Source organism: Paenibacillus flagellatus, from assembly GCF_003217775.1.
GTDB lineage: Bacteria > Bacillota > Bacilli > Paenibacillales > NBRC-103111 > Paenibacillus_AB > Paenibacillus_AB flagellatus.
The window spans coordinates 329,814-355,520 of sequence record NZ_QJVJ01000006.1 but is presented as its reverse complement, the minus strand read 5'-3'; the positions used below and the strand labels follow the sequence as shown (position 1 = coordinate 355,520).

General features: G+C 62.3%; 16 protein-coding genes. 13 read left to right on the top strand and 3 right to left on the bottom strand.

From position 1 onward, the window contains the following. The first annotated feature begins 24 nt into the window (after positions 1 to 24). Entirely contained in the window at positions 25 to 1,041 is a 1,017-nt protein-coding gene (locus DLM86_RS15735; RefSeq protein ID WP_110840981.1) for an iron-hydroxamate ABC transporter substrate-binding protein, read from the top strand. 130 nt (positions 1,042 to 1,171) lie between these two features. Here DLM86_RS15735 and DLM86_RS15730 read toward each other — a convergent pair whose 3' ends face one another. Continuing rightward, complete coding sequence (locus tag DLM86_RS15730; protein ID WP_110840980.1) at positions 1,172 to 2,230, bottom strand: Gfo/Idh/MocA family protein; 1,059 nt, start codon at positions 2,228 to 2,230, stop codon at positions 1,172 to 1,174. A 238-nt stretch (positions 2,231 to 2,468) separates the two neighbouring features. Between DLM86_RS15730 and DLM86_RS15725 the strand changes: the two genes are divergently transcribed. After that, a complete protein-coding gene (locus DLM86_RS15725) occupies positions 2,469 to 4,100 on the top strand; it encodes a methyl-accepting chemotaxis protein (protein ID WP_110840979.1) in 1,632 nt (543 codons plus the stop codon). A gap of 512 nt (positions 4,101 to 4,612) precedes the next feature. Continuing rightward, positions 4,613 to 8,479, top strand: a complete 3,867-nt coding sequence (locus DLM86_RS15720) for a heparinase II/III domain-containing protein (protein WP_110840978.1) — start codon at positions 4,613 to 4,615, stop codon at positions 8,477 to 8,479. A 107-nt stretch (positions 8,480 to 8,586) separates the two neighbouring features. On the opposite strand, the gene DLM86_RS15715 is transcribed toward DLM86_RS15720, so the two are convergent. Both DLM86_RS15715 and DLM86_RS15710 read right to left on the bottom strand, forming a co-directional pair. Then, positions 8,587 to 10,278 carry a DUF4855 domain-containing protein gene (locus DLM86_RS15715; RefSeq protein ID WP_110840977.1) on the bottom strand — a complete coding sequence of 564 codons (1,692 nt, stop codon included), beginning with the start codon at positions 10,276 to 10,278 and terminating at the stop codon, positions 8,587 to 8,589. A 263-nt stretch (positions 10,279 to 10,541) separates the two neighbouring features. Next, positions 10,542 to 10,901 carry a winged helix-turn-helix transcriptional regulator gene (locus tag DLM86_RS15710; protein ID WP_110840976.1) on the bottom strand — a complete coding sequence of 120 codons (360 nt, stop codon included), beginning with the start codon at positions 10,899 to 10,901 and terminating at the stop codon, positions 10,542 to 10,544. A gap of 130 nt (positions 10,902 to 11,031) precedes the next feature. Here DLM86_RS15710 and solA point away from each other — a divergent pair, with 130 nt between their 5' ends. The 10 genes from solA (at position 11,032) to DLM86_RS15660 (ending at position 25,565) form a co-directional block, all read left to right on the top strand. Then, positions 11,032 to 12,204 carry an N-methyl-L-tryptophan oxidase gene (gene solA / locus DLM86_RS15705; protein ID WP_110840975.1) on the top strand — a complete coding sequence of 391 codons (1,173 nt, stop codon included), beginning with the start codon at positions 11,032 to 11,034 and terminating at the stop codon, positions 12,202 to 12,204. Then, complete coding sequence (locus DLM86_RS15700) at positions 12,201 to 13,274, top strand: sulfonate ABC transporter substrate-binding protein (protein WP_110840974.1); 1,074 nt, start codon at positions 12,201 to 12,203, stop codon at positions 13,272 to 13,274. Before solA ends, DLM86_RS15700 begins: the two co-directional genes overlap by 4 nt. Next, complete coding sequence (locus tag DLM86_RS15695) at positions 13,271 to 14,053, top strand: ABC transporter permease subunit (RefSeq protein ID WP_110840973.1); 783 nt, start codon at positions 13,271 to 13,273, stop codon at positions 14,051 to 14,053. Before DLM86_RS15700 ends, DLM86_RS15695 begins: the two co-directional genes overlap by 4 nt. An 18-nt stretch (positions 14,054 to 14,071) precedes the next feature. After that, positions 14,072 to 14,875 (top strand): ATP-binding cassette domain-containing protein, encoded by an 804-nt coding sequence (locus DLM86_RS15690; protein WP_110840972.1) that lies wholly within the window; start codon positions 14,072 to 14,074, stop codon positions 14,873 to 14,875. After that, the gene (locus DLM86_RS15685; RefSeq protein ID WP_211326538.1) at positions 14,872 to 16,056 is read left to right on the top strand and encodes an acyl-CoA dehydrogenase family protein; all 1,185 of its coding nucleotides are present in this window, start codon (positions 14,872 to 14,874) and stop codon (positions 16,054 to 16,056) included. Before DLM86_RS15690 ends, DLM86_RS15685 begins: the two co-directional genes overlap by 4 nt. Positions 16,057 to 16,302: 246 nt before the next feature. Beyond that, on the top strand, positions 16,303 to 18,549 hold the full coding sequence (locus tag DLM86_RS15680) for an AraC family transcriptional regulator (protein WP_110840971.1): 2,247 nt from the start codon (positions 16,303 to 16,305) through the stop codon (positions 18,547 to 18,549). Between the two features lie 181 nt (positions 18,550 to 18,730). Further along, entirely contained in the window at positions 18,731 to 20,374 is a 1,644-nt protein-coding gene (locus tag DLM86_RS15675; protein WP_110840970.1) for an extracellular solute-binding protein, read from the top strand. An 88-nt stretch (positions 20,375 to 20,462) separates the two neighbouring features. Beyond that, the gene (locus DLM86_RS15670) at positions 20,463 to 22,109 is read left to right on the top strand and encodes a response regulator (protein ID WP_110840969.1); all 1,647 of its coding nucleotides are present in this window, start codon (positions 20,463 to 20,465) and stop codon (positions 22,107 to 22,109) included. Positions 22,110 to 22,266: 157 nt separating this feature from the next. Further along, complete coding sequence (locus tag DLM86_RS15665; RefSeq protein WP_110840968.1) at positions 22,267 to 23,637, top strand: ABC transporter substrate-binding protein; 1,371 nt, start codon at positions 22,267 to 22,269, stop codon at positions 23,635 to 23,637. Between the two features lie 71 nt (positions 23,638 to 23,708). Then, positions 23,709 to 25,565 carry a hypothetical protein gene (locus tag DLM86_RS15660; protein WP_146250220.1) on the top strand — a complete coding sequence of 619 codons (1,857 nt, stop codon included), beginning with the start codon at positions 23,709 to 23,711 and terminating at the stop codon, positions 25,563 to 25,565. Positions 25,566 to 25,707 lie beyond the last annotated feature (142 nt).

Below are 25,707 nucleotides of genomic sequence, written 5' to 3'. Positions count from 1 at the left end.
TTAAACGGAGGTATCCATAGAACGATGAGAAACAGGCAGCTTCAACGATACGGTTTATTCTTGGTGCTGGCGATGGCGCTCGCGGTCTTGTCGGCGTGCGGCCAAGGCTCGTCGGGACCGAGCGCCCCCGATTCGTCCTCCTCGCCGGCTCCGGCCGCCGGTTCGTCCGGCCAAGGCGCGTCCGGGGACGCGAACGAGACGATCACGTACCGGGCCGCCAACGGGGAAGTGCAAATCCCGAAGCATCCGAAGCGCGTCGTCGAGCTGGCGAACAGCTACGTCGGCCATTTGCTCACGCTCGGCATCAAGCCGGTCGGCGTCAAGCAGCAGGCGGCGGACAATCCTTATTTCAAAGGCAAATTGGACGGCGTCGACAATCTCGGAGACGGGCAGTCGATCGAGAAGATTTTGCAGCTGCAGCCCGATCTGATCATCGTGCTGTCGATCGTCGAGCCGGCCGTCCTCGAGAAGCTGAGCAAAATCGCCCCGACGGTGGCGATCGAGTACGGGAAGCTGCCCGTGCGGGAGCAGCTGCTCGAATTCGGGAGGATGACCGGCAACGAGGATAAGGCGAAGGCGTGGATTGAGCGCTGGGATCGAAAAATCGCCGATTACCGGCCGAAGGTGAAGGCCGCGGTCGGGGACGGTACCGTGTCGATTTTGCAGCCGTATGCCAAAGGCATCTACGCGTTCGGACACAGCTTCGCGAGAGGCGGCGAAATCGTGTACGGGGAATTTCAGCTAAAGGCGCCACCAATTATCCAGAAGGAAGCGATCGACAGCGGCAAAGGCTACGCCAGCCTTTCGCTGGAGCAGCTGCCCGACTATGCCGGCGATTACGTGTTCACCAGCCCGTGGACCGGCGACACCGCCGATCCCGAGGTAACGTACGGGAGCGCGGTCTGGAAAAACCTGCCCGCGGTCAAAAACGGCCGCGTATTTACGATCGATCGCCAAGGCTCGCTGTTCAACGACCCCGTCTCGCTGGAAGAGCAGCTCGAATTTATCGTCGGCAAGCTGACGGGAGCGAACGGATCGTAACCGGCTCGCCGCCAACAAAAAACCGCTGGAGCAGCAAGATTGCTCCGGCGGTTTTTTGGCGTGCGGACGAAATTCGGCGGTTTTCGCGGGACGGCGCCTTCACGATGAGAGCGGCCGCCCGGTCGCCGTTTCACGGGCCGCCCATAAGGTCGGCGACGGCGATTTTGGCGCCCCGCCGGGAGCTTTCGAGCGCGGCCAGCACCATGGCCATGCTGTACCGGTTATCCCGGCAGTCGGTTTCCGGCCTCCGCCGTTCGACTAGCGCCGCGAACATGGCGTCCAGAGCGCCATGATGGAACGAGGCCGTCTGCGGCTCCGGACTCGTCTCGATGCGTCGGACGTCGCGCATCCATTTGATGTCTTGGCCGCTGTCGGCGACGACCTCCGCGTACGGGGCGCCGTGGCCGTCCCATAGGGCCGTTCCGCGCTCGCCCGTAATGCGCCACGACGACTCCCACGACGTCGGCGCGCCTTCCGCGCACCAGGAGCCCCGGTAGCAGAAGACGGACCCGTCCGACATTTCAAAAATGCAGACGGCCGCCGCCGCACCTGCGTACCAGGAGCCGGCCGGGTTGAACTCGTGGCAGTAGACCGATACCGGGTCGGCGCCGGACAGAAACCGGGCTTGATCGAACGTATGGATGGCCATGTCGATCAGGAGCGGGCTGTCCATCGTTTCGCGGAATCCGCCGAAGTGCGGCCCCAGGAAAAAATCCGCGCCGAAATAGCCCGGCTTGCCGATCGCGCCGCCGCGAAGCAGCTCCCGCAGCGCCCGGATGCGCGGGTCGTAGCGGCGGTTTTGCATGACCGCGTGCGTTCGTCCGGTCCGCTCGGACACCCGGACGATCTCGTCGCATTGCGCCATCGTCTCCGCGAGCGGCTTCTCGCCGAAGACGTCGCACCCGAGCTCCATGGCGGTCGTGGCGATCGCATAATGGCTGGCGGGAATCGTAATGTCGAAGACGAGGTTCGCTCCCGTCCGCTCGATCGCCTGCCGGACGTCCGTAAAGACCGGGCAGTCGAGACCGTGCTTGCCGGCCGCCGCGCGGGCCGATTCCGGCCGGATGTCGACGAGGGCGACGATCCGGGCGTCGCCGCGTTTGGTCACGTAATCGATCCAGGTGTCGGCCATCCCCCCGCAGCCTGCGACCGCAATGCGGAATGGATGTGTCGCGTGAGCGTGAGTCATGTGCGTCCGCCTCCTTGTCCGTGTGTGCGATTATGTCTCTTACCGCCTATTATAGCGCTGCCGCCGGGACGGTTCTCCCTTTATTTTGCGCCAAAAAGAGCCCTCGCTTCCACCGTTTGACGAAGAGAGGAATGTTGTTACATATTGCGACAAAATATGATAAAATACTACTACTTACATACTACAATATGACGGATTATGTCGAAAAAAACCGTCGTGGGGAACAGGGGAGTCGTCCATGAAAGCAAAGCGCAAACTGCAGTTTTTTCGTTCCTTGCGGGCGAAGTTCATTATGGTCTGCTTGGCCCTGCTCGTGCTGCCCAGCTTGACGATCGGCATCGTGGCGTACGCGCAAGCGAAGCAAAGCTTGGACGATTCCGGCCGAATCCGGCTGAAAAACGACGTTCGCGCCGTCGTGGGGACGATCGCGGTATTGGATGCGTCCGTCAAGGAGGGGCGAATCCGTCTGGAGGACGCCCAGGAGCAGGTCAAGCAAATGATTTTGGGCCCGAAAGGGGCCGACGGCAAACGGCCGCTCAACAAAAAAATCGATATCGGCGAAAACGGCTATTTGTTCATTATGGACGACAAAGCGACCGAGCTCGCCCACCCGAGCCTGGAAGGGCAAAACTTGTGGAACACGAAGGACGAAAGCGGGTTTTATTTCGTCCAGGATATGATCAAGCAGAGCCGCAACGGCGGAGGGTTTACCGAGTACGTCTGGCCTCTGCCGACGAACCCGGACAAGTCCGGCATGAAGATCGTTTACTCCGAGGCGGAGCCCCATTGGGGCTGGATCGTCAGCGGCGGCGCGTACACGATGGATTTCAATAAAAGCGCGAACCGGATTTTGACGATGCTGGCCGTTACGCTTTCGATAGCCGTCGCGGCGGGGCTGGTCGTCGCCGTCTTTTTCGTATACCGCATTACCGGGCCCGTCTTGCGCATTTCCGAGCATATGAAAAAGGTGGCCCAGGGCGACCTGTCGGAGAAGGTCGATATCCGGACGAAGGACGAAATCGGCACGCTGGGCGGCTCCGTCAACGACATGATCGAGCATTTGCGCGGTCTGATCGAGCATATTTTGTTGTCCTCGCAAAACGTCGCCTCCGCTTCCGGGCAAATCCGGGCCGGCACGGAGGAAATCGCCGCCAGCAGCGCCGACCAAGCCGAGTCGACGCAGCTGATGGAGCAGCAGTTCAAGGAGCTGGCGCTCGCCATTACCTCGGTCGCGCAAAACGCCGAAGCGGCGGCCGAAATATGCGAGAAGACGTCCGCGCTCGCCCGCGAAGGCAGCGGCGCGATCTATACGACGATCGAAGGGTTGAACCGGGTGAACGAGCAGATGGCCCGGCTGGAGGAAGATTCGGTCAAAATCGGCCAAATCGTCGAGGTCATCGACGAAATCGCCGAGCAGACGAATTTGCTCGCGCTGAACGCGGCGATCGAGGCGGCGAGGGCCGGCGAGCAGGGGCGCGGCTTCGCGGTCGTCGCCGACGAGGTGCGCAAGCTGGCCGAGCGGAGCGGCGAAGCGACGAAGCAGATCGGGCAAATCATCAGGGGCATCCAGGCCAATACGCGGGACAGTGTCGAGGTCGTATCGGATACCGTCGCCCAGTCGCGGGAAACGGAGAAGGCGTTCGTCCAAATCGTCGGTACCGTCAACGAGTCCGCGCAAAAAGTGACGGAAATCGCGGCGGCCAGCGAGCAGGAGGCGGCGCAATCGGATTCGATCCTGACCCATATCGGGGCGATCGCATCCGCGAGCGAGCAATCGGCCGCCGCCACGCAGGAGACGGCCGCCTCCTCGGAGTCGCTGACCCGTTTGGCGGAAGAGCTGAACAGGTCGGTGGGCATTTTCAAATTGTAAGGCGATCGCATCCAAGAACGCGGCCGCCGGACTCGTTCCGGCGGCTCAGCTTGTTGAGAAAGTCCAAAGGGTGCAATGAGATACAAAATGGGGCAGGGGAGATGTGCGTAAAGCGAAGCGTCTGACTTGAGAGCAATGCGACAGCATTGCTTACCCGCCATTTTTCAAAGAAAACAACTCGTGTTTAACGGAAGTGAAGCGCATTCCCCTGCCCCATGCCTTCTTTACATCATCTCTTTGCCGACTTTCTTAACAGCCTCGGCCGCCGGATTCGTTCCGGCGGTTTTTTTTCGTGCGATTCTTTCGGGTGGCACTAGTCAAACGGAGGAAGCGGGATTATAATAAACACGAACAGGTACAATACAGCTTACATACAGGTTATGTTCGCGATGACGGACAGACAAGGAAAGGAAGGTGAGAGGCGTCTCGATTGAAAGCGCTGCCAACGTTAGGTAGACCGCATCCAGAATCGACCTCATGATTCCAATAAGGGACACACGGGAGGGAAACGGATGAGTTCATATGCAAGACGGCCGCTATCGGTCGCAATGTGTCTGCTGATGCTGTTATCCGTTCTGACGATCGCGGCGCCGAACGCCGCTTCGGCGGAACCGACGGAAGGGGAATTCGTCATGCCCGATACGACCGTTTACCGTTTCGGAAGCGCTTCCGGAACGGAGCGCCCCGTTGCGCTCGTAGGCGACCCGAATGCGGCGCCGAAGGTGACGGCGGCCGCCAACGGGGTCAAAATCCAGTCGACGACGGCGAGCCCGTCGCGGACGTTCGAATTCGACGTCGCGCAGAGCGGGACGTATGCGATCAAGCTGGGCGGCATGACCGCCCAGGACGGCGGCACCGCCGACGTCGCCATCGACGGCGCGAAGGTCGGCCGGTACGGCTTTTACAGCGTGACGGGCCAATACCCGCGGCCGGACCTGCTCGTCGGACGGCTGACGCTCGCCGCCGGCAAGCATACGATTACGCTGACGGCGACGGATAAAGGGAACGGGGCCGGCAACGGGACGGGGACGGTCATGTACCCGAACCGGCTCGTGCTGACCGAGCTCGGCTCCGTCACGAACAGCAAGACGCGCCGGACGTATTTCACCGAGGCGAAGATGGCCGCCGCGCGCGACAACGTGCAGCAGTACGACTGGGCCGCGGCGCTGCGGGACGGGGTGCTGGCCCGGGCGGACGCTTTTGTCGCGCTCGGCTACGAGGGGCTGTGGAACCTCGTGCCGACGCAGGCGATTCCGCGCAGCTACAATACGAACCAGCTGACGGGCAACTTCAGCCCGGTGTCCGGCGACCTGAAGCCATACGGCAACTACCCGTGGAAGGCGGACCCGCTGAACGAGCCGTGGAAGCTGACCGACCCGGCGAGCGGGTACAAGTTCCCGACGAACGACTTCCCGGCCTATTACCGGAGCGGCTTGGACGAGCACGGCAATTTCGATCCGAAGCGGGCCGACCGCAGCCTGCTCGTCAATACGCTGTATCCGGAGAAGGGGCCGACGTGGGGCGTCGACGACGGCTACGGCTGGGTCGATCCGGCCACGAACAAGCGGTACACGTTCGTCGCCTATTACGCCCACTGGTTCGCCTGGTACGGCAGCCCGGCGAACGTGCACGGGGCGCTGAGCAGCCTGCAAAGCGCCTACATCTATACCGGCGACGAGAAATACGCGAAGGCGGGCGCCGTCCTGCTCGACCGGGTCGCCGACATATACCCGTCGATGGACGTGGCCGAGTTCAGCAACGCGATTTACGTCAACTCCCACGGCGGCACCGGTGACGGCAAAGTCGTCGGCTCGATTTGGGAGACGTCGCTCGTCAAAGTGTTCATCGGCGCCTACGACGCGTTTTTCACGGCGTTCGACGCGCCCGACGTCGTGTCGTTTTTGCAGGCGAAGGGGCAGCAGTACGATTTGCCGCTCAAAAACAGCGGAGCCGAGCTGCGCCGCAACGTCGAGGACGGCATCCTCCGCCAGGTGAAGCCGGGCATGTACTGGGACCAGATCCGCGGCAACAACGGCTTCCACCAGAGCGCCGTGGCGATGGCCGCCGTCGTGCACGATACGCTGCCGGAGACGAAGCAGTGGCTCGATTTCGTATTCCAGCCGGGTACGTTCGTAAACCAAATTCCGCGGCGGGTGACGGGCGGCAACGTCCTGTTCAGCATGGTGAACGACGTCGACCGGGACGGGCACGGCAACGAGGCGGGGCCGGGGTACAACCGGCTGTGGATCGGCAATTATTTGACCGTGGCGGACGTGCTGGACGGATACGACAAATATCCGGCGGCCGACCTGTACGAGAACGTGAAGTTCCGCAAAATGTTCCAGGCGATGTACCCGCTGCTCATGCTCGGCAAATATACGCCGTCGATCGGCGACAGCGGCACGACGGGCCAGCCGGGCGTTCTCGTCGACAAGGCGCAGTCGATCAAGGCGTTCGAGCGGTTCGGCGATCCCGTCTACGCGCAGCTCGCCTACATGCTGAACGGGAACAAGACGGAGGGCATCCACTCCGACGTCTACACGCCCGATCCGAACAAGGTGGCGCGCGACATCGAAGCGGTCATCGCGCAGTACGGCCCGCTCGATCTGGACAGCGTCAATTTGACGGGCTACGGCTTCGCGGGTCTTCGCGACGGCGAAGCGGGTGCGGACGAAGATACGCGTCGCGGACTTTGGATGTATTACGGTCGCAGCGGCGGCCACGGCCACCGGGATGCGCTCAATATCGGCCTGTACGGCTTCGGGCTCGATTTGGCGCCGGATTTGGGCTATCCCGAGCAGGCGAACGCCACGGACGTCAATCGCTTCGAATGGGTGCAAAATACGATCAGCCACAACACGGTGCTCGTCGACAAGCAGAAGCAGCTCGCCCAGTGGGACGGCACGCCGACGCTGTACGACGACAGCCCGATGGTGAAGCTGATCGAGGTCGAAGCGCCGGAAGCGTACCCGCAAACCGAGCGGTATAAGCGGACGTCGGCGATGATCAAGGTCGACGGGGCGAATTCGTACGTCGTCGATTTCTTCCGCGTGAAGGGCGGCAACGAGCACCACTTCAGCTTCCACGCGGCCGAAGGGCCGGTGACGACCGAAGGGCTCGACCTGACGGCGCAGCCGACGGGTACGTACGCGGGTCCGGACGTCGAGTTCGGGCAGCGTCCGGCCGGCGACAGCGTTACCGGAAGCGGGTATACCGGTCCCGGCTTCCATTGGCTGAAAAACGTCGAGCGCGACGATGCGCCCCCGAGCCGGTTCAGCGTCGATTACGACGTCGTCGATACGTGGCGCGTGCTTCCGCAGGACGAGAACATTCACGTGCGGCTGACGATGGTCGGGGACGTCGACGACGTCGCGCTGGCCGACGGCGTGCCGCCGCAAAACAAGCCGGGCAACCCGAAAAGCGTCAAATACGTCGTCGCGCACCGGAGCGGCACCGATCTCGACAGCACATTCGCGTCGGTCATCGAGCCGTACAAGGACCAGCGGTTCGTCAGCTCCATCGAGGAGGCGGCCGTCGCTCCGGCGGAAGGCACGGTGACGTCGAGCGTATACGGAGTCAAGGCGCTGAAGGTGCGGCTGACCGACGACCGGACCGATTATATCGTCAGCTCGCTCGACCCGAACGCCGCGGTCGTCGTCGACGGCGCGGTCCGTTTCCAAGGCGCGTTCGGCGTCTACTCGGAGAAGGACGGCCAGCCGGTATTCGCGTACGCGAACGACGGAGCGTATATCGGAAAAGCCGGAACGTCCTTCGAAAGCGCCGGCGTCGCGCGCCTCGAAGGCACGGTCGTCGACTTTACGAAGGAGCTGTCGCTCGACAACCGGCTGAAGGCGGAGCTCGACTTGCAAGGGCAAGATCCGCTTTCCCTCGTCGGCGCATCGGTGTACGTGCGCAATGACGGGAAGCGCAACGCGACGTACTTGATCCGCAGCGTTACGCCGCTCGGCGGCAATCTGTACGAGTTCGGCCTCGGCGACGTGACGCTCATCCGGTCGTACGCGAGCCCGACCGACCTGTCTCAAGGGTTCGTCTACGACGTCGCCGCCGGAAACGCTTTCTCGATTCCGCTTGCCCGTCAGCGGCTGTGGCTGTCCGACGTGCGGATCGAGGCGCCGAAGACGGAGCTCGGGAAGAACGAGACGGTCGACCTGCAGGTCAAGGGCTTCTACGCGGACGGCAGCGAAGCCGACTTGACCGGCTACGACTTCGAATGGAGCAGCGACCGCCCGAACGTGGCGAACGTCAACGGCCAAGAGCGGCTGAAGGCGCACAATCAAGGGAACGCGACGGTTTCGACCCCGGTGACGCTGGACGGCGTCACGCGAACGGGATCGCTTGCGGTTTCGGTAACGCGGTAATTCGTTATCACGTCAAGAAGCCGAAAGCCCGCTTTCGCCGCATGATGCGGCGGGGCGGGCTTTCGGCTTGGAGGGGCGATGGCGGGAGCGGACGCCCCTCCAATCGTTTAACGGATTTTATACGTGCCTTTCAAATATTCGTACGTTTGGTCGTACACCTCGCGCGCCGCCGGATCAGTCGAGGTCGCCGCCTTGAGCAGCGTTTTCACCTGCTGATAGAAAGCGTTGTACGATTGGTTCATGTAATGGTGCTCCTTGCCTTTGTTCAAGTAAGCGTAATATTTGTCGCGCAGCGCCGGGTTCGTCAGCACGGCGTCCGACATCTCGATCTCGACGCCCATGCCGTGGTCGTAGGCCGCTTGGGCGATCGCATCCAGCCGCTGCTCGCTCGTGTTGTGGAACATGTAGTTCGGCTGCATGAGCGCCGTATCGAAGCCGAGGTCCTTCCAATCGTTCCAGCCGCGGGCGAAGTAATACGGAATCCACTGGAACTTCGCTCCCTTGGCGTGCACGTAGTCGGCCGTGCGCTTGATCAGCTCGGGCTCGAGCGAGCTCAGCTGGTGCGCGACAAATTCGTTGTACCAGTAAAACGCGGCCAGCTTCAGATCGGTGTAGCCCGCTTCGTTCCAACGGCGGTACACCTCGTCGACGTACCATTTGACCACTTTTTCGCGGGCGATCAGCGCCTGCTCTTCGCCGACCTGGCTCACGTTCATATTTTCGCTGATCCCGTCGCCGTCGACGTCCCCGAAGTCGCTCTGATCGACTCGCGGGTACGGGATGGCGATGACGACCTTCGCTTCGTAATTCCGGTCGGGCAGCTCCGCTTTCGCCTCCTTGACCGCTTCGTTCAGCGCCCCCAGCTCGTAGTCGGAGCGGAACAGCCGGTCCAGATGCTTCTCGAAATGGGATTTGTTCGTCGGCTTGCCGGTAGTCGGACCGTAATTGGCCCCGTCCATGAGCGGCGCATAAGGCATGAACAGGAAGCTGTCGAACATGTAGTCCTTCCGGTTCATGCCGGCGTCGACGTAGGAGACGTACGGCTTGTAGTCCTCCTTCTTGAACGAAATCCAGTCCGACGGCTGATACTGCCATTCGCCGGTAAAGATCAGCACCTGGTTGCGCATCCCGGCGGCTTGGGGAGACGGATAGCCTCTGTCCCCCTTCGGCCCTTGCGGAGACGGGACGACCGGATCGCCGGACGCCCCCGGCGTGCCGACGACTTCGATTTCGTCCATGAACAGCCACGAGTCGACCGGGATATCGAGCTTGACGTACCGCGCCGTCTTATGGATGCCGTTCTTTTGCATCTTTTGCGTCAGCGGTCCTTTGGCGGTCGTGGAGACCGAGCTCGGCACGGCGTCAAGCCGCTCCCAGGCTTGGCCGTTGTTCGAGATCGAGAACGTCACTTCGCGGGGGAAGAAAATGCCGACCGGGATGTCCTGCAGGACGTTCAGCGCGATCGACTCGATTGTTGAAGGCGCTTCCAAATCGATCGTCACCGAACGGCTTCCTTGCCACAGCTGGCCGACGTACGCCTTGTTCGAGAACACGGTGCCGCCGTATTCGCCGTCCGTCAGCTGCTTGCCCGTATCGTCGGCGTGGGACTTCTCGAACGTGCCGAAGTACGGATCGGGCGCATACGGGTATTCCAGCGTGTACGGCTTGCCCAGCGCCAGGTTGACCGGGGGCGGAGTCGTCGGCTCGGCGGCCGGTTCGGCGAATCCCGATTGGGCGGGCACGAGCCCCGTCAGCATCGCCACGGTCGCCGCCGCGGCAAACAGCCTTTTTTTGTTCATCAAACGCATCCCTCCTCACAATGGTAGCGGGAACGATGTTCCCATGTGACGTATTCGACGTTTATTGGATATATCCTCCATAAAAATTATCTATCATGAATAAAACCTCCGAAAGTCCCGATCGTCGTATACGGATCAACGGCCGGGGACGATCAAACGTACCTGCGCACGACTGTGCGGCGGGGCTTCGGGCGCGCTTCTCCTTCATTCCGAGCGAGCTGGCGGAGACGACGACAGACGGTTCGATGAAGCCGAGCCGTTCGTCAAACGCCCGGTTCCTTCACTTCCACCTCGTAGTGGACGACCGCTTCCTTATACGTTTTGCCCCATTCCATCATCATCCGCAAAATCGGAATGATCGACTCGCCGTGCTCGGTAAGCGAATATTCGACTTTGGCGGGATAGACGGGATACACCTCGCGGTGGACGAGCAGGTCGTCCTCAAGCTCGCGAAGCTGGGTCGTCAATATTTTTTGGGTGACGGGGGACATCAGCTTTTTCAGCTGGCAAAACCGCTTCGTACCTTGGCCCAAATGCCACAAAATCATCGGCTTCCACTTGCCGCCGATGACGGACAGCGTCAGCTCCTTCTCGCATAAGAACGTTTTTTTCGGCAAACTCATCGTGTGCGCTCCTCCTTTGGGGTATCGTTTTGGAAACCAGGTATCGTAAAAGTGCGCTATTTCCAAGTTATACTATAGGAATTATAATACTATTAATTCGGGCCCGAAACAATCAGGGGGAGTGGAAATCGTGCGTACCGATTACGACGTCATCGTGGCGGGAGCAGGGTCGTTCGGCATGAGCGCCGGCTACCGGCTTGCGCGCGAAGGACGGCGCGTGCTGCTCGTCGATGCGGGGGATCCGCCTCATGCGGACGGCAGCCATCACGGACAGACGCGGATCGCGCGGACGGCTTATACGATGGGCGCCGCCTACGTCAAGCTGGCGATCCGGGCGATGCGGCTATGGAAGGAGCTGGAGGCCGAATCGGCCGCGCTGCGGGCGTCCGACGAAACGTGTGCGGGGCCGCTGTTCGACCCGATCGGGGTCGTCAGCATCGGGCCGGCCGGCTCTCCCTTCATCCGCCGCAAGACGGAAAGCTGCCTCGCGTTCGGCATTCCGCACCGGCGGATGAGCGCGGAGCAGGTTCGCGCGGAGTGGCCGGGGCTATCCGTCCCGGATACGATGGAGGGGCTGTACGAGCCGGACGCCGGCGTCCTGTACAGCGAACGGATCGTCCGCGTCTATCGGCGGCTGGCGCTGCGGCACGGCGCGGAGCTGCTCGTCCGGACGGCGGCGCTGCGCATCGAGCGGGCGGGTGCCGGGCACGTCGTCCATACGACGTCCGGCTCGTTCGCCGCCAAGCGGGTGCTCGTCACCGGCGGCGCGTGGGCCGGCCGGCTGCTGCCGGAGCTGGCGGAGGCGGTGACGCCCGTCCGCAAGCCGATCGGCTGGTTCGAGGCGCCGGCGGACCGGTACGGCCGGGACGCGCTGCCCGCGTTTATCGTCAACGCCGGCGGCGACGAGGAATATTTCGGTTTTCCCGATCTGGACGGCGGCGGCTTGAAGATCGGCCGGCACGACGGCGGCCGGATCGCCGAGCCGGATCGGCCCCCGGAGCCGTTCGGCGCTTACGCGGACGACGAGGCGGAGCTGCGCCGCGCGCTGGACCGGTTTCTCCCCGGCGTAGGCCGTCTGCTCCGGGGACAAGTATGCCTGTACGAGCGCACGCCGGACGAATCGTTCCTGCTCGGGGAAGTGCCCGGCCGGAAGGACGTCTGGTTCGCCGGGGGCGGGTCGGGACACGGCTTCAAATTCGCGAGCGCCGTCGGGGAATCGATGAGCCGGGCTTTGACGGCGGGACCGGACGGCGACGAGCTGGATTGGCGAACATTTTCATTGGAAGGGGTCATTCAATCATGAATGCATTCATCATTCGAACCTCATTGCGATATCGGCGGCGGTCCGCCGCCTTGGCGGGAGCGGCGCTGCTGCTCGGCGCGCTGCTGACCGGCTGCGCGGGGAACGGCGGCGGCAAGCAAGCGGCCGGCCAGCCTCCGGCCGCCGCGCCGGCCGCGGGGACGGGCTCCGCGACGGAGAAGCCGAAGGTTGTCCGGATCGGTTATCAGAAAGGAAATACGCTGAATATTTTGAAGGTAAAGGGCAATTTGGACGAAGCGCTGAAGAAGCAGGGCATCGCCGTCGAATGGAACGTCTTCCCGAGCGGCGGCACCGTGCTGGAGGCGCTGACGTCCGGCAAAATCGACTACGGCAACGCCGCCGACGGCTCCGGCGTATTCGCCCAGGCGGGAGGCAAGCCGTTCGTGTACGTCGGCAACGACCTGCCGAATCCGGAGGGCATGGGCATCATGGTGCACCGGGACTCGCCGATCAAGACGATCGCGGACCTGAAGGGCAAGAAGGTGGCGGTCGTCAAAGGCGGCAACCACCATTACTTGACCGTGCTCGCGCTCGAGCGGGCCGGGCTGAAGGATAACGACGTCGAATACGTCTTCGTGAAGGACGCGTCGGAAGGGCGCGCCGTGTTCGAGACGAAGAAGGTGGATGCGCTCGGCTCGTGGGACCCGTTCTTCGCGACCGTGCAGATCGATCTGAAGCCGGTGACGCTGACCGACGGCGCGGATTATTCGCCGAACCGCACATTTTATTATGCGACCGTGGACTTTACGCAGAAGTATCCGGACTTGGTCAAGCTCATTCTCGAAGAGACGGACGTTGCGGACAAGTGGGCGAACCGGAACAAGCCGGAGGTCGTCAAGCTGCTGACGCAGGAGCTGGGCATCGACGAGGCGTCGATCCGCACCGCCGTCGAGCGCCGGACGTACGGGGTCGAAGCGATTACGAAGGACATTATCGCTCCCCAGCAGCAGCTGGCCGACACGTTTTACCGTATCGGGCTCATTAACGAGAAGCTGGACGTCTCCAAGCTGATGCCGGTTCAGGCGCCGTGGGCGCCGGATTTGAAACGATGAGCCGGCGGCATGCCCGCTCCGCCGCGGCGGACGCGCTGCTCCCTTGGGTGCTGCCGGCGATCGTCCTGATCGTCTGGCAGTGGACGGCGTCGATGGAGCTCGTCTCCGCCAAGCTGTTCCCGACGCCGCTTATGATCGCGCAGGCCGGCTGGAAGCTGTTCGCTTCCGGCAAGCTTGGGCATCATATGGGCATCAGCCTGCAGCGGGCTCTTCTCGGGCTGCTCATCGGGGGCGGCCTCGGGTTCGCGCTCGGCATCGCCAACGCGGCGTCCAAGACGGCGTACCGGCTGTTCGATACGACGATCCAGATGATCCGCAACGTTCCGCATTTGGCGCTCGTGCCGCTCGTCATCATCTGGATCGGCATCGGGGAGACGTCGAAGGTGTTTCTGGTGGCGCTCGGCGTCCTGTTCCCGATTTACGTCAATACGTACCACGGCGTCCGCAACGTCGGAAGCGAATTGCTGGAGATGGGGAGCGTCTACGGGCTTCGTCCGCGGGAGCTGTTCTTTCATATCCTGCTGCCGGGCGCCCTGCCGTCCATTTTCGTCGGGCTGCGCTACGCGCTCGGCGTCATGTGGCTGACGCTGATCGTCGCCGAGACGATCGCCACGAACGAAGGAATCGGCTATTTGGCGATGAACGCCCGCGAATTTATGCAGGCCGATATCATCATTTTGAGCATCATCCTGTACGCGTTGTTCGGGAAATTGGCCGACCTGCTGGCCAAAGCGCTCGAACGACGGCTGCTGCGGTGGAACGCCGCCTATCGGGCGTAACGAATGGAGGGAGACGGCATGACGGGAACAACCGCGAAGGCGGCGACGGCTTTGCCGACGGAACAGGCGAACCGCGCCTCGGCGGGAGCGGCGGTCGAGCTGCGATCGCTGACGAAAACGTTTGAAGGGAAAACGGTGCTGCACCGTCTCGATTTGACGCTCGAGCCGGGTCAATTCGTCGCCGTCATCGGCCGCAGCGGCAGCGGCAAAAGCACGCTGCTTCGGCTGATCGCGGGCTTGGAGCGGCCGACGGACGGCGAGGTGCGGATCGGGGGCCGGCCGCTGCGGGGCGTCTCGCCCGAGACGACGGTCATGTTCCAGGACGCCCGGCTGCTCCCGTGGAAGCGGGTCGTCGACAACGTCGGCCTCGGCCTGCAAGGCGACTGGCGTTCCCGGGCGGAGGACCGGCTGCGCCAAGTCGGCTTGGCCGACCGGGCGTCGGAATGGCCGGCCGTCCTCTCGGGCGGGCAGAAGCAGCGCGTCGCCCTCGCCCGGGCGCTCGTGCGCGATCCCCGGCTGCTGCTGCTCGACGAGCCGCTCGGCGCGCTCGATGCGCTGACCCGGCTCGACATGCAGCAGCTGATCGAGCGGCTGTGGCTGGGGCGGCGGTTTACGACGCTGCTCGTCACGCACGACGTGACGGAGGCGATCAAGCTGGCCGACCGGATCGTGCTGATCGAGGACGGCGCGGTCGCGATGGATATCGAGAACCGGCTGCGGAGACCGCGAACGACGGCCGATCCGGCTTTCGCGGAGCTGGAGCGCAAAGTGCTGGACCGGATTATGGGATCGGCGTACGCGAAGGAGGGAGGACACGCATGAGCTTGAGCCGGTTGGATCGGTTGTTCGTCCGCACGCCGGAGCAGTTGGAGCGGCTCGGGAGGATCGGGGAGCTGGCCGACTCGTTCGCCGAAGGCGCGAGGCTGGCGGACGAGGAGGATCGCTTCGCTTACGATCACGTCGAGGCGCTGCGCCGGATCGGCTACCCGGCGTATACCGTTCCGCGTGAGCGGGGCGGGGAAGGCGCGACGCTGTACGAATTCGTGCTGTACCAGGAACGGCTTGCCCAGGGAGACGCCGCCATCGCGCTCGGCATGGGCTGGCATTTGGGCGTCTTGTTCGACCTCGACGAGAAGCGCCCGTGGCGGGAGGAGACGTTCGCGGCGCTTTGCCGCGACGTCGTCGAGCGGGGCGCGCTCGTCAACCGCGCCGCGACGGAGGCGGCGACGGGGAGCCCGGCCCGCGGCGGGAAGCCGCGCACGACGGCGGAGCCGCTGCCGGGCGGCGGCTATCGGCTGAACGGGCGGAAGACGTACACGACGATGGCGCCGGTGCTGGATTATTTCATCGTGACGGCGGCGCTGGAGGACGGGGAGGGCGAGTTTCTCGTCCGCCGCGGGACGGAGGGCGTCTCGATCGACGAGACGTGGGACATGGTCGGCATGCGCGGGACGGCGAGCCACGATTTGGTGCTGCGCGACGTCGTCGTACCGGGCGAGGCGCTCGTCTATGCCGCCGGGAAGGCGTACCATCAGACGCCGAATCCTTACTTGCTGCACATCCCGGCGTGCTATCTCGGCATCGCGCTCGCCGCGCGGAAGGAAGCGCTCCGGTTCGCCAAGTCGTATCAGCCGAACTCGCTGCCGCACCCGATCCTGCATACGCCGAACGTGGGGCAGCATTTCGGGCAGATCGAGCTGCAGCTGTCGGCGGCGCGCCGCTTCCTGTATGCGGTGGCGGCGCGCTGGGACGAACTGCGCGGCCGGCCGGAGGCGGCCGGGCTCATTCCCGAGCTGGCCGCGGTGAAGCTGTTCGCCATGGAGACGGCGCTGTCCGTCGTCGACAAGGCGATGCGGATCGTCGGCTCGCACGGCTTGGCCCGGTCGCATCCGCTGCAGCGGCTGTACCGGGACGTCCGGTTCGGGCTGCACAATCCGCCGATGGAGGATGCGGCCGTCGCGCAGCTCGGCCGGCAGGCGGTCCAAGACGCGGAGCGGCTGTAGGCGCGGTCGGAGCTGAGAAGCCCGAGTAGGGTGAATCGCGTGCAAATGTACCTGATCGGGCCGGCCGTCATCGTATTCCGTCTGCTGACCGCCGCAAAGCCGGTCAACGAACGCAAACCATTAAGCAAGACCCATCGGTCGTCGTCGCGGCCGGTGGGTCTTTGTTTGTGAGTCCCCTTCCTTTTTTTGGTTGTGCGGTTGGGCCGCACGTGATATTTTATTGGCGGAGGGGGAGACCGTTCGGCTATGAAGAAGAAATGGTTTTACCGGCTTCTGTTTTCTTATTTCCCGATCTTTTTCAGTCTGACCTCCGTCTTGATCCTGCTTACGTTTTTGCTAATTAGCGACATGTCGCGACGGGAAACGGTAACCGCCAACGAACGGGTGGTCCGGCACATCATGGAGCAGCTCGACCGTTCGATCCGCGAAATCGACGGCTTGCTCGTGTATGAAATCGAAACGAACGCCAATCTGCACACCTTTTTCCGGGAAAAAGGAGGGGAACGCGACTACTTTCGCGATTACGGGGTTTCGAGAAAGATCAACGAGCTGTCCCGCATCAATCCGCTGATCGACTCGATCTATCTGTACCGGTTTTCGGACGGCATGGTCATGAGCTCCAATGCGTTCTTGCCGCTCGACCGATTCGGGGACCGGGCGTTCGTGGAAAGCCGGGCGCAGTCGCGGTCCTTGTACGAATTGTCCGGCACCCGCCGGTATGAGGAATTTCCCCTTCCCCACAGGCAGCCCGTCTCCGTCTTCTCGATTGTACGGAAATTTCCGCTGCTGGACGGAACCGACGGCGTCATCGTCGCCAATATCGGCCTCGAGGAAATCGGCAGGACCGTCGCCGGCATGTCGAGCTCCGGCTTCAGCTACGTGGAAATCAGGGACGCCGCGGGAAATCTCGTCTACGCCCCGTCCGATACCGACGCCAAGCGCCGGAAGTCGGCTCTGTCGCAAGCGGCCTCCGACGTGACGGGATGGACGTATGTCGGCGGCGTGTACGACGATCGTGCGTTTCGTTACGCTTCCGTCTTCTCTTATGTATGGGTGGCCGGGGGACTGCTCGTCGTCGTCTCCGGGACGGTATGGATCGCCTATGCGACCCGGCGCAATTACAAACCGATCGAAGCCGTATTGGCCCGAATCCAGTTGTATTCCGCGCAAAAAAGCGGCTTGTTGTCCGGTCAGGCGCAGGACGAGTTCCACTTTATCGGACAAGCGATCGACGACTTGATCGAACGGTCGAATACGTACCGGAAGCTGCATGAGGAAGACGCGGTGTACCGGCGAAGCCATTTTTTCATCGAGCTGCTGGAGGGCAAGCGGTCGATCGGCCCCGAGGAATGGCATGCGGAGCTGAAACGTCTCCGTATCGCTTCCCGTTTCCGCGAAGTCGGGACGGCCGTATACGAGATCGACCGGTACGCCGATTTTGCGGACCGTTATTCGCATCGCGACCGATATCTGCTCAAGTTCGTCCTGAACGGCGTTATCCGGGAAATGGCGGAGCCGCACCCCGTCACCGTCTGGACGGAGTGGACGGCGGAGTATCGGGTGACGGCGCTGTACCAAATCGTCGGTGACGGAATCGACGGGGCGGAATGGATCGCCGCGATGGCCGCAAGCGTCAAGCAATGGGTGGAGAAAAACCTCGACTTCACGGTGACCGTCGGCGTCGGCGGCTGCGGCGGACAGCTCTCCGGAATATCCCGCTCTTACTCCGATGCCGTCCGCGCGCTGGATTACAAGCCGAGTCTCGGCCTGAACCGGGTCATCCGTCCCGGCTGCCTGCAGCCGAACGGGCCGGACGGCGCGTACCCTCAGCTTCAGTCGATCCGGCCGCTCGTCCGCGCATTTCGTACCGGCGAGGAGGACTGGCTCCCGATGCTCGATCGGATGTTTCGGGAGCTGGAAGGACGGCTGCTGACGCGGGACGAGCATGTCCAGCTGATGAACACGTTCATTCATCATCTCGTACAGGAGCTGGCCGAGATGCCGGCGGACGTACGGAGGGAATGGAACGAGAGGGTGCTGCCGGGGCTGCATGCGGCGTTGGAGACGTTCGATTTGGCGGCCGACCTCGAGATTCGGTTTCGCGACATTTTGACTTCGTTCGGCCGGAGCATCCGCGAATGGCGGGAGAGCCGGAACCATTTCGCGTTGATTCGCGACGTGCGAAGCTATATCGAACGGGAATACGCGAACCCCGACTTGTCTCTCGACCATTTGTGCGGCTTATTCGGTCTGAACGGTAAATATTTGAGCCGTTTGTTCAAAGAGGCGTTCGGCGAGAAGCTGATCGATTTCGTTGTCGGCGTCCGGATCGGGCAAAGCAAGCGGCTGCTTGAGGAAACGTCCATGCCGCTGCAGGAAGTCGCCCGTGCCGTCGGTTACGCCCACGTCATTTCGTTCATCCGCGCCTTCAAAAAAGTGACGGGAACGACGCCCGGCGAATACCGGAAGCCGTTCGGAAAAAGCCCCTCGTGACGGGGCTTTTTCTTTTCGATTGAGCGAAGATGGCTTATATGGCGGCCTCTTTTCCTTTCGGTTAACGGGGCGAAACATGTACATTGATCGGACGATGCGGCCCGGGTATAGTGGGCTTCGAACGGGCGATTCGGGCGAAAGCCGGTCCGCAACGATCCGACTGAAAGGGGGAATGCCGAGCATGCCGATTCAGCCGTGGAACAGACGGATGCTGGCGGGTGCCGCCGCCCTGGCGGCGGCGAGCGTCATCGTGTCGGGCTGCGAACCCGCCGTCCCTGAAGCGGACAAGCCGGGAACCGCTGCAAACCCAAAAACCGGCATCTCGGTTTCGATTTACGACCGCGGCAGCATCCCGCCCGGGGAAGGCAATTGGGACCATAACCGATGGACCGAGTGGATCCGCCGAAACGCCCCGGTCCCTGTCACGTTCGTTCCGGTGCCCCGCTGGGAGTCTTTGCAAACGTTCAATGCGCTGTTCGCGACGAATGCCGCCCCGGACCTCATTCTGGAATACGACACGGGGTATCGCAACCGATGGTACGGCCAAAAGCTGCTTATGCCGCTCGACGACGTCATCGACAAATACAGCACCGCTTACAAGGAGCTGATGCATCAATTTCCGCAATTGAAAAAATTGGGGACGAAGGACGACGGGAAGCTGTACGAAATCGGAAGAGTGTACCCGCTGACCGCCGGACACCGGATCTACATCCGGGAAGATTGGCTGAGGAAGCTGAATTTGCCCGTGCCGTCGACGACGGAGGAGCTTTTCGAGACGGCGAAGGCGTTTGCCGAACAAGACCCGGACGGCAACGGCAAGCCCGATACGTTCGGACTGAATTTGAGCGGCAACGGCGCGAGCATCGTCCAGCATATGTTCGGCTTCGGGGAGGTGGCGTGGCGATTCGAAGGCGGCAAGTTCGTTCACGAATGGGAGAGGCTGAGGACGGCGGTCGCTTTCCAAAAAAAGCTGTTCGACGCCGGTTCCGTAGACAAAGATTTTTTGACCGACAAAAGCGGGGAGAAGGCCAAGCGGGACTTCCTGTCCGGCAAGCTCGGCATCTATTTGCATCAAGAGATCACCGACAAAGAGTACGAGACGTTCAAAAGTAACGCGCCGGACGGCAAGCTGGCGATCCTCGTCATGCCGAAATCGGAATACGGCCAATTCAGTCCGGCGGTCGGCAGTCCGATTCAAATGGTGGCGACGGTTAGCGCATCCGCCAAAGATCCGAAGGCGGTCATGAGCTATATCGATTTCATGATCAAGCCGGAGAACGCGCGAACGATCCGCAACGGCTTGGAGGGCGTTCATTGGAGCAAGGACGGCGACGGCTGTCCGGCCCCGATCGATCCGGAACGGAACAAACAAGAAGTTTCGTACACCGGTGATCTGGGCATGCTGACCTCCCAGCTGCTGTTCGGGCGGTGCGGGTTCACCGAGGCCAAGCCGCAGCAGACGGAAACGCAGAGGGTGCTCCGCGACTTGGCGATCCAGGCGGACGAGGCGTACGTCTCCAGAAGCCGCCCGATCCCGACGCTGAAGCCGGAATATTTGCCCGTCCTGCCGCACGACTTGTCCGTCGCGGTCAAAAACATCGATCAACCGATCAAGGACATTTGGGCGAAGGCGGTGGTAGGAGGAGCAGGCTATACGGCCGATCAGGCGTACCGGGATGCGAAAGACTTGTGGAATCGAGCGGGCGGGGCGAAAATAGACGACTTTTACGCCGAATGGTACGAAACGAACCGGTCGAAGGCGTTTGTATTGGACGATTTGTACCGGTTCGGCGAAGACGCGGTCAAGCTTTACGGGAATAAGTGACAAAAGGCGGACGGAAGGGCTCGCGGACGTTATCGGACGGGCGCTCTTCTCCCGCCGCAGGAAAACCGGAATCGATCGGGGGATCGCCATGGACGTCAAACTGCTGCTCGCCGACGACGAGCCGATCATTCGCGAAGGCATCCGGAATAAGCTGGACTGGGACGCGCTCGGCATCGAACTGGTAGGGGCCGCCGAGGACGGGAAAGCCGCGCTCGAGCTGCTGAAAAGCGAACCTGTCGACATTTTGCTGACCGACATTCACATGCCGCGTATGGACGGCATCCAGCTGGGCCGGGAAGCCCGCAAGCTGTATCCGAACATCAAGATCGTCATCCTTTCCGGCCATGAAGACTTCGAATTCGCCAAGCAAGCCCTCGAGCTTTCGGCGATGAAATATATGCTGAAGCCGTTCACCCGCTCGGAGCTCGAACAAGCCGTACTCCAGGCGAAGCGGGAGGTGGCCGGCTACCGCCAAGCCGAATCGTCGCTGAGGCTGACGATGAAACGGCTGCAGGAAAGCTATCCGCTCCTTCGAGAGAACGTGCTGACAAGTTTGGTGGAAGGGCGGTTGAACGAGCGGGGGGCCAGGCAGAAGCTGGAGTCGCTTGAGATCGATTTGACGGGAGACCGGTTTGCCGTCTGGATCGTCGAGCCGGAGCCGCCGGCGGGGCGGAGGACGGGAGCGGAGCATAAGCCGCTCTCCGCGGGTGCGGCGGATCGCGGCGGCGACGCCGAGGAACCGCCGCTTCTTAGGCTGCGCGACGGCATCGAAGCGTATTTGCGCGACCGGAAGCGGGCGGCCGTGTCCTTCGGATCGGGCGCGGGCGTTATCTGCATCCTGGAAGGAGACGGGCCGGAAGACCGCGACCGGTTGCCCGATTTGGCGGAAGGCGTCAAAGCTCATGTCCGGGAGACGATGAACGTGCCCGTTACGATCGGAATGGGCGGGGTCAAGTGCGGGCTCGAGGGGATTGCGGAGTCTTATCGGGAGGCGACCGAAGCGCTCGCTTACCGGTTTTGGACTTGCGGAAGCAGCGTCATCTCGGCCGGCTCGATCCGATCACTCACGGAGCCGGGACGGTTCGCCGTTCCCGAAAAGCATATCGAGAAGCTGACGGCCGCCGCGCTGCAGGGTGACGAGGCCGGCATCCGGGGCGAGCTGGAGGCGATATTCGCTTTCATTCGCAGCCGAACCGGCGTCTCCATTACCGAAATCAAAATCGGCATGAAAGAATTTCTGGCCCATGCGCTTCGCAGGCTTCCGGACTCCGGAGCCCGCCTCGCGGAACGGTACGGCAAGGAGTACGATCCGTATTCGGCCGTCGACCGTTACCGGACGATGGACGAGATGGAGCAGCAACTGCACGGCCTTTTCCTGGACCTGTCCGACTTCGTCCGCGACAAGCGGGGCGGCCGTACGCGTACCGTCATCCGCAAGGCGATCGAACTCATCGAGGCCCATTACCGGGTCGAGGATTTGTCGATCAACCGTCTTGCCGAAGAGCTGCACATGAACGCGTCGTACTTCAGCCGTTTGTTCAGCCAAGAGACGGGGTACACGTTCACCGAATATTTGACGATGACGAGGCTGGAAAAGGCGAAGCTGCTGCTTCGCGACACATCGCTGCGGGTGTCCGAAATCGCCTTCGAAATCGGCTTGAGGGACCCGTTTTATTTCAGCACGCTGTTCAAACGGTATACCGGTCTCAAGCCGACCGAATACCGGGAGCGATAACGGCCGGCTCGTCCGGCGTTCCGGCCGCCGCGTAAATAAATTCGAGAAGATGTAAACGTCCTCGATTCCAAACGTTCTTGCCGTGCGATAGGCTGGTAACAGTCGGTACGCAAGTTCCGGCCATACGAACCACCATCTCGGGAGGGATCCATGTATCATGGGGCAATTGTTGAAAAAGGCGGCGGCCGCGCTGCTCGGCTCGGCGCTCGTCTTGTCCGCCGCGGCGTGCTCGTCCGGCTCCGGTCCGTCGGGAGCCGAAAACGGCCAAAACACGAAGACGGACCCGAACAAGCCGAAGGACCCGGTCACGCTCGTCATCAAGCACACCACCTATGAAACGTTCGATCAGGATTTGGCGCCGGCGATCAAGAAGTACCAAGAGAAAAACCCGCACGTCACCGTCAAGGTGGAAATGGTCAAGCCGAAGCAGGGGGAGAACATCATTACGGCCAACACGGCGCTGTTCGCCTCCGGCGAGCAGGTCGACATTTTGCGCGTCAGCCCGAACGTCGGCGCCGGCGAGTACGCGGCCCGCGGCTGGGTCGTGCCGCTCGACGAGTACGTCAAGAAGTCGGGCGTCGACATCACAAAATATTACCCCTCCCTGCAAAACCGCGGCGTCTACGCCGGCAAGCGGTACGCGCTCCCGTGGCTCCATACGCAGTTCATGATTTTCTACAACAAGGATTTGTTCCGCAAATTCGGCATTCCCGAGCCGAAGCCGAGCTGGACGTACGAGGACATGCGGAACGCCGGGCGCAAGCTGGTCGAGAACAACGTGCACGCCTTCGAGAACTCGTTTCCGAACATGCTGCACATCGTTGGCGGCGCGTGGGGCGGCTCCACGTTCAACAGCGCGGGCAACCAGATGACGCTCGACAGTCAGGGCGCGCTCCAGGGGTACGAATTTTTTCGCGACATGGTCGTAAAAGACGGACTCAGTCCGGGGAAAGCGAGCCAGGCGAAAGGGCTGCCTTCCGGGCCGAACATCATGAAGGGCACGTCGGGCATGTCATTCACATGGCTCAAGATGAAGCAGTTCGACGAAGCCGGCTTGAACTACGGCGTCGTGCCGTCGCCCGTCGGACCGGGCAAGCAGCAGGGGTACGGCGGTCTTGACGGAATCGCGCTGTCCTCCACGAGCAAAAACAAGGAGGAGGCGTGGAACCTGATCCAATTTCTCGCCTACGACAACGAAGGGCAGCTGGAGCAAATTAAGCAGAAGATTACGATACCGGCGTTCCCGAACGAAAAAGAACAGATCGCGACATGGGAGCGGACGATCGGCAAAAAAGACGTGACCGACGCGATCTTGTACCAGGTCGAGAAAACGAACGAGGAGGGCGTCGGCATGATGAACAATTTGCCGGGGACCGAAGTCGCTTTCGAGGGCTTCATCAGCTGGCTCGGGCAAAACTTGTTCGCCGACAGCTTCGACGTCTATACGCAGGTGCCGGCCAAAGTGAAGGAATTCAATACGCAATGGGCGGACTTGCAAAAAGAAGCGGAAAAACAGATGAAGAAATAAAGCGCTTTCGTCCGGCGGAATCGGACGGAGAGCCGGGCGAGGCGAAACATTCGATCGGGGAGGAAGGCAAGATGACGAATTTCGCAGGAATGAATCCGCGGCAAGAGGCCGGCGCGAACGGGAGCGACGAGGCGTTCGCAAGCCGGTGCCGCCTATTGCTGGAGCGGACGGTGCGGTGTCCGATTCCGGAATCGGACGTCCCGCGGAGGCGGATGTTTCACGCCATCGCGCGGCTCGGGCTCGGCATCGAAACGGACACGGCGCTTTCGCATATTTCGGAATCGAACGACAACCCCGGCAACGCCGCGATGTTTTTCCGTCATGCCAACATCGATGCGCTGCTCCGGTTCGGACACGTCTACGACGAAGCGCTGCGCGCCAAAGTGAAGGAGAAGATGGTTCGCGCCGACTTGTACGAGCTGCGGGGCGGCACCGAAAATCACCGGATCATGAATGCGGTGGCCGGTTATTTGACGGCCCAGACATGGCCCGAATGGGAACGGGCCGAGGACGTGAAGGGAAGCTGCGCCGACTATTTGCACCGCTACTTCCACCGCATCACCCGTTACGGTCAGGGGGAGTTCGATTCGACGACGTACAGCGTATTTTATATCAATACGCTGGCGACGCTGTACGATTTCTCGCACGACCCGCAGCTGCGGAAAAAAGCCGGCATGGCGATCGACTGGCTGCTCGCCAACACGGCCGGAGACTGGCTGAACGGGATGTTTACGGGCGCGCATTCGCGGGACTATCATCCGACGGAGACGTTTACGAACGCCGCCGCCGGGACGACGGCGGCATGGCTCTACTTCGGGGGGCGCGAGCCGGACTTCGCGAACGGCGAATGCCATTATGCCGCCATCAACGCGCTGTCCGGCTACCGGGCGCCCGAGGCGGTCCTCCGCATGGCGCAGGACCGCAGCGTCGCGTTCGAGCACCGGGAGACGCACGACATCATCGGCACGGCGGAAACGACGAACGACAATCATGTTACCCGCGAGCTGGGCAGGGGCGACGTAACGATCAAAGGGTACGGCTATGTGAGCCGCGCCGGCGTGTACAAGTACAGCTACGTCACGCCCCGCTTTACGCTGGGCAGCATGGCGGACGGCAAGCAGGGCGACGTCGTCATGACCGGACAGACGAGACGATGGTCGCTCGACTGGGATTCGCCGCAGCCGTCCGGCGTACTGTTTTTCAACCATCCTTTCCCCGACTTCGGTCATCCGGAGGAGCGGTATGTGGAAAAGTGGATCGGTTCTTCGCCCTTCGAGCAAGTGATGCAGCACAAGGGGGCTCTGATCGCGGTCTACAACATTCCGGCCGGGGAGACGTACCGGTACGGGCCGCGCGATCCGTTCCCTTCGGATCGGGATCCGTACATCGACGGCTTCTTCTCCGGCACCGCCATTCTCGAGCTCGTCGAGGATTCGTCCGGCTGGCTGTTCGCCCACGGCGGCGCCGTTCTGATCGCCGTACGGCCGCTCAAGCCGTACATATGGCTGCGGGACGACAACGGCCATCGGAGGCTGCGCAGCGCCGGGCGGAAGAACGGGGTTATCGTCGAGGCGGCCGATCCCGCCGATTATTCCCGCGAAGACGACGTCCGGCTCGGCGGGGAGGCGGCCGTCCGGGCGGAGCTTGAGCGGTTCCGCGAACGCGTATTGGCCCGGACGAAGGTCGACGCCGCGGCGCTCGACGGGGAACGGCCTGCGGTCGGGTATACGGCTTTGACGGGCGACACGCTGCACATGGCATACGACGGGGAACGTTCGGTCAACGGAGAGCCGCTCCGCTACGACCGCTGGCCGCTACTGGACAATCCGTTCGCGCATTCCGAAGTCGGAAGCGGCTTGTTGACGCTGCGATACCCGGGATACGAGGCGGTGTGGGATTTCAGGGAGTGGAACGTCCTTCCCCGATGAACGTCGCGACGGCTGTCTTCGGACAGCCGTCACCGCTTGAAAGGGGGGATGCCCGAACATTCGAATCGTTTTTCGCAAGCGCTGTCATTTCAGCATGCGAGAGCCCGAACCGGGAACGCCCGGTATGTGAAGTTACGGAAGG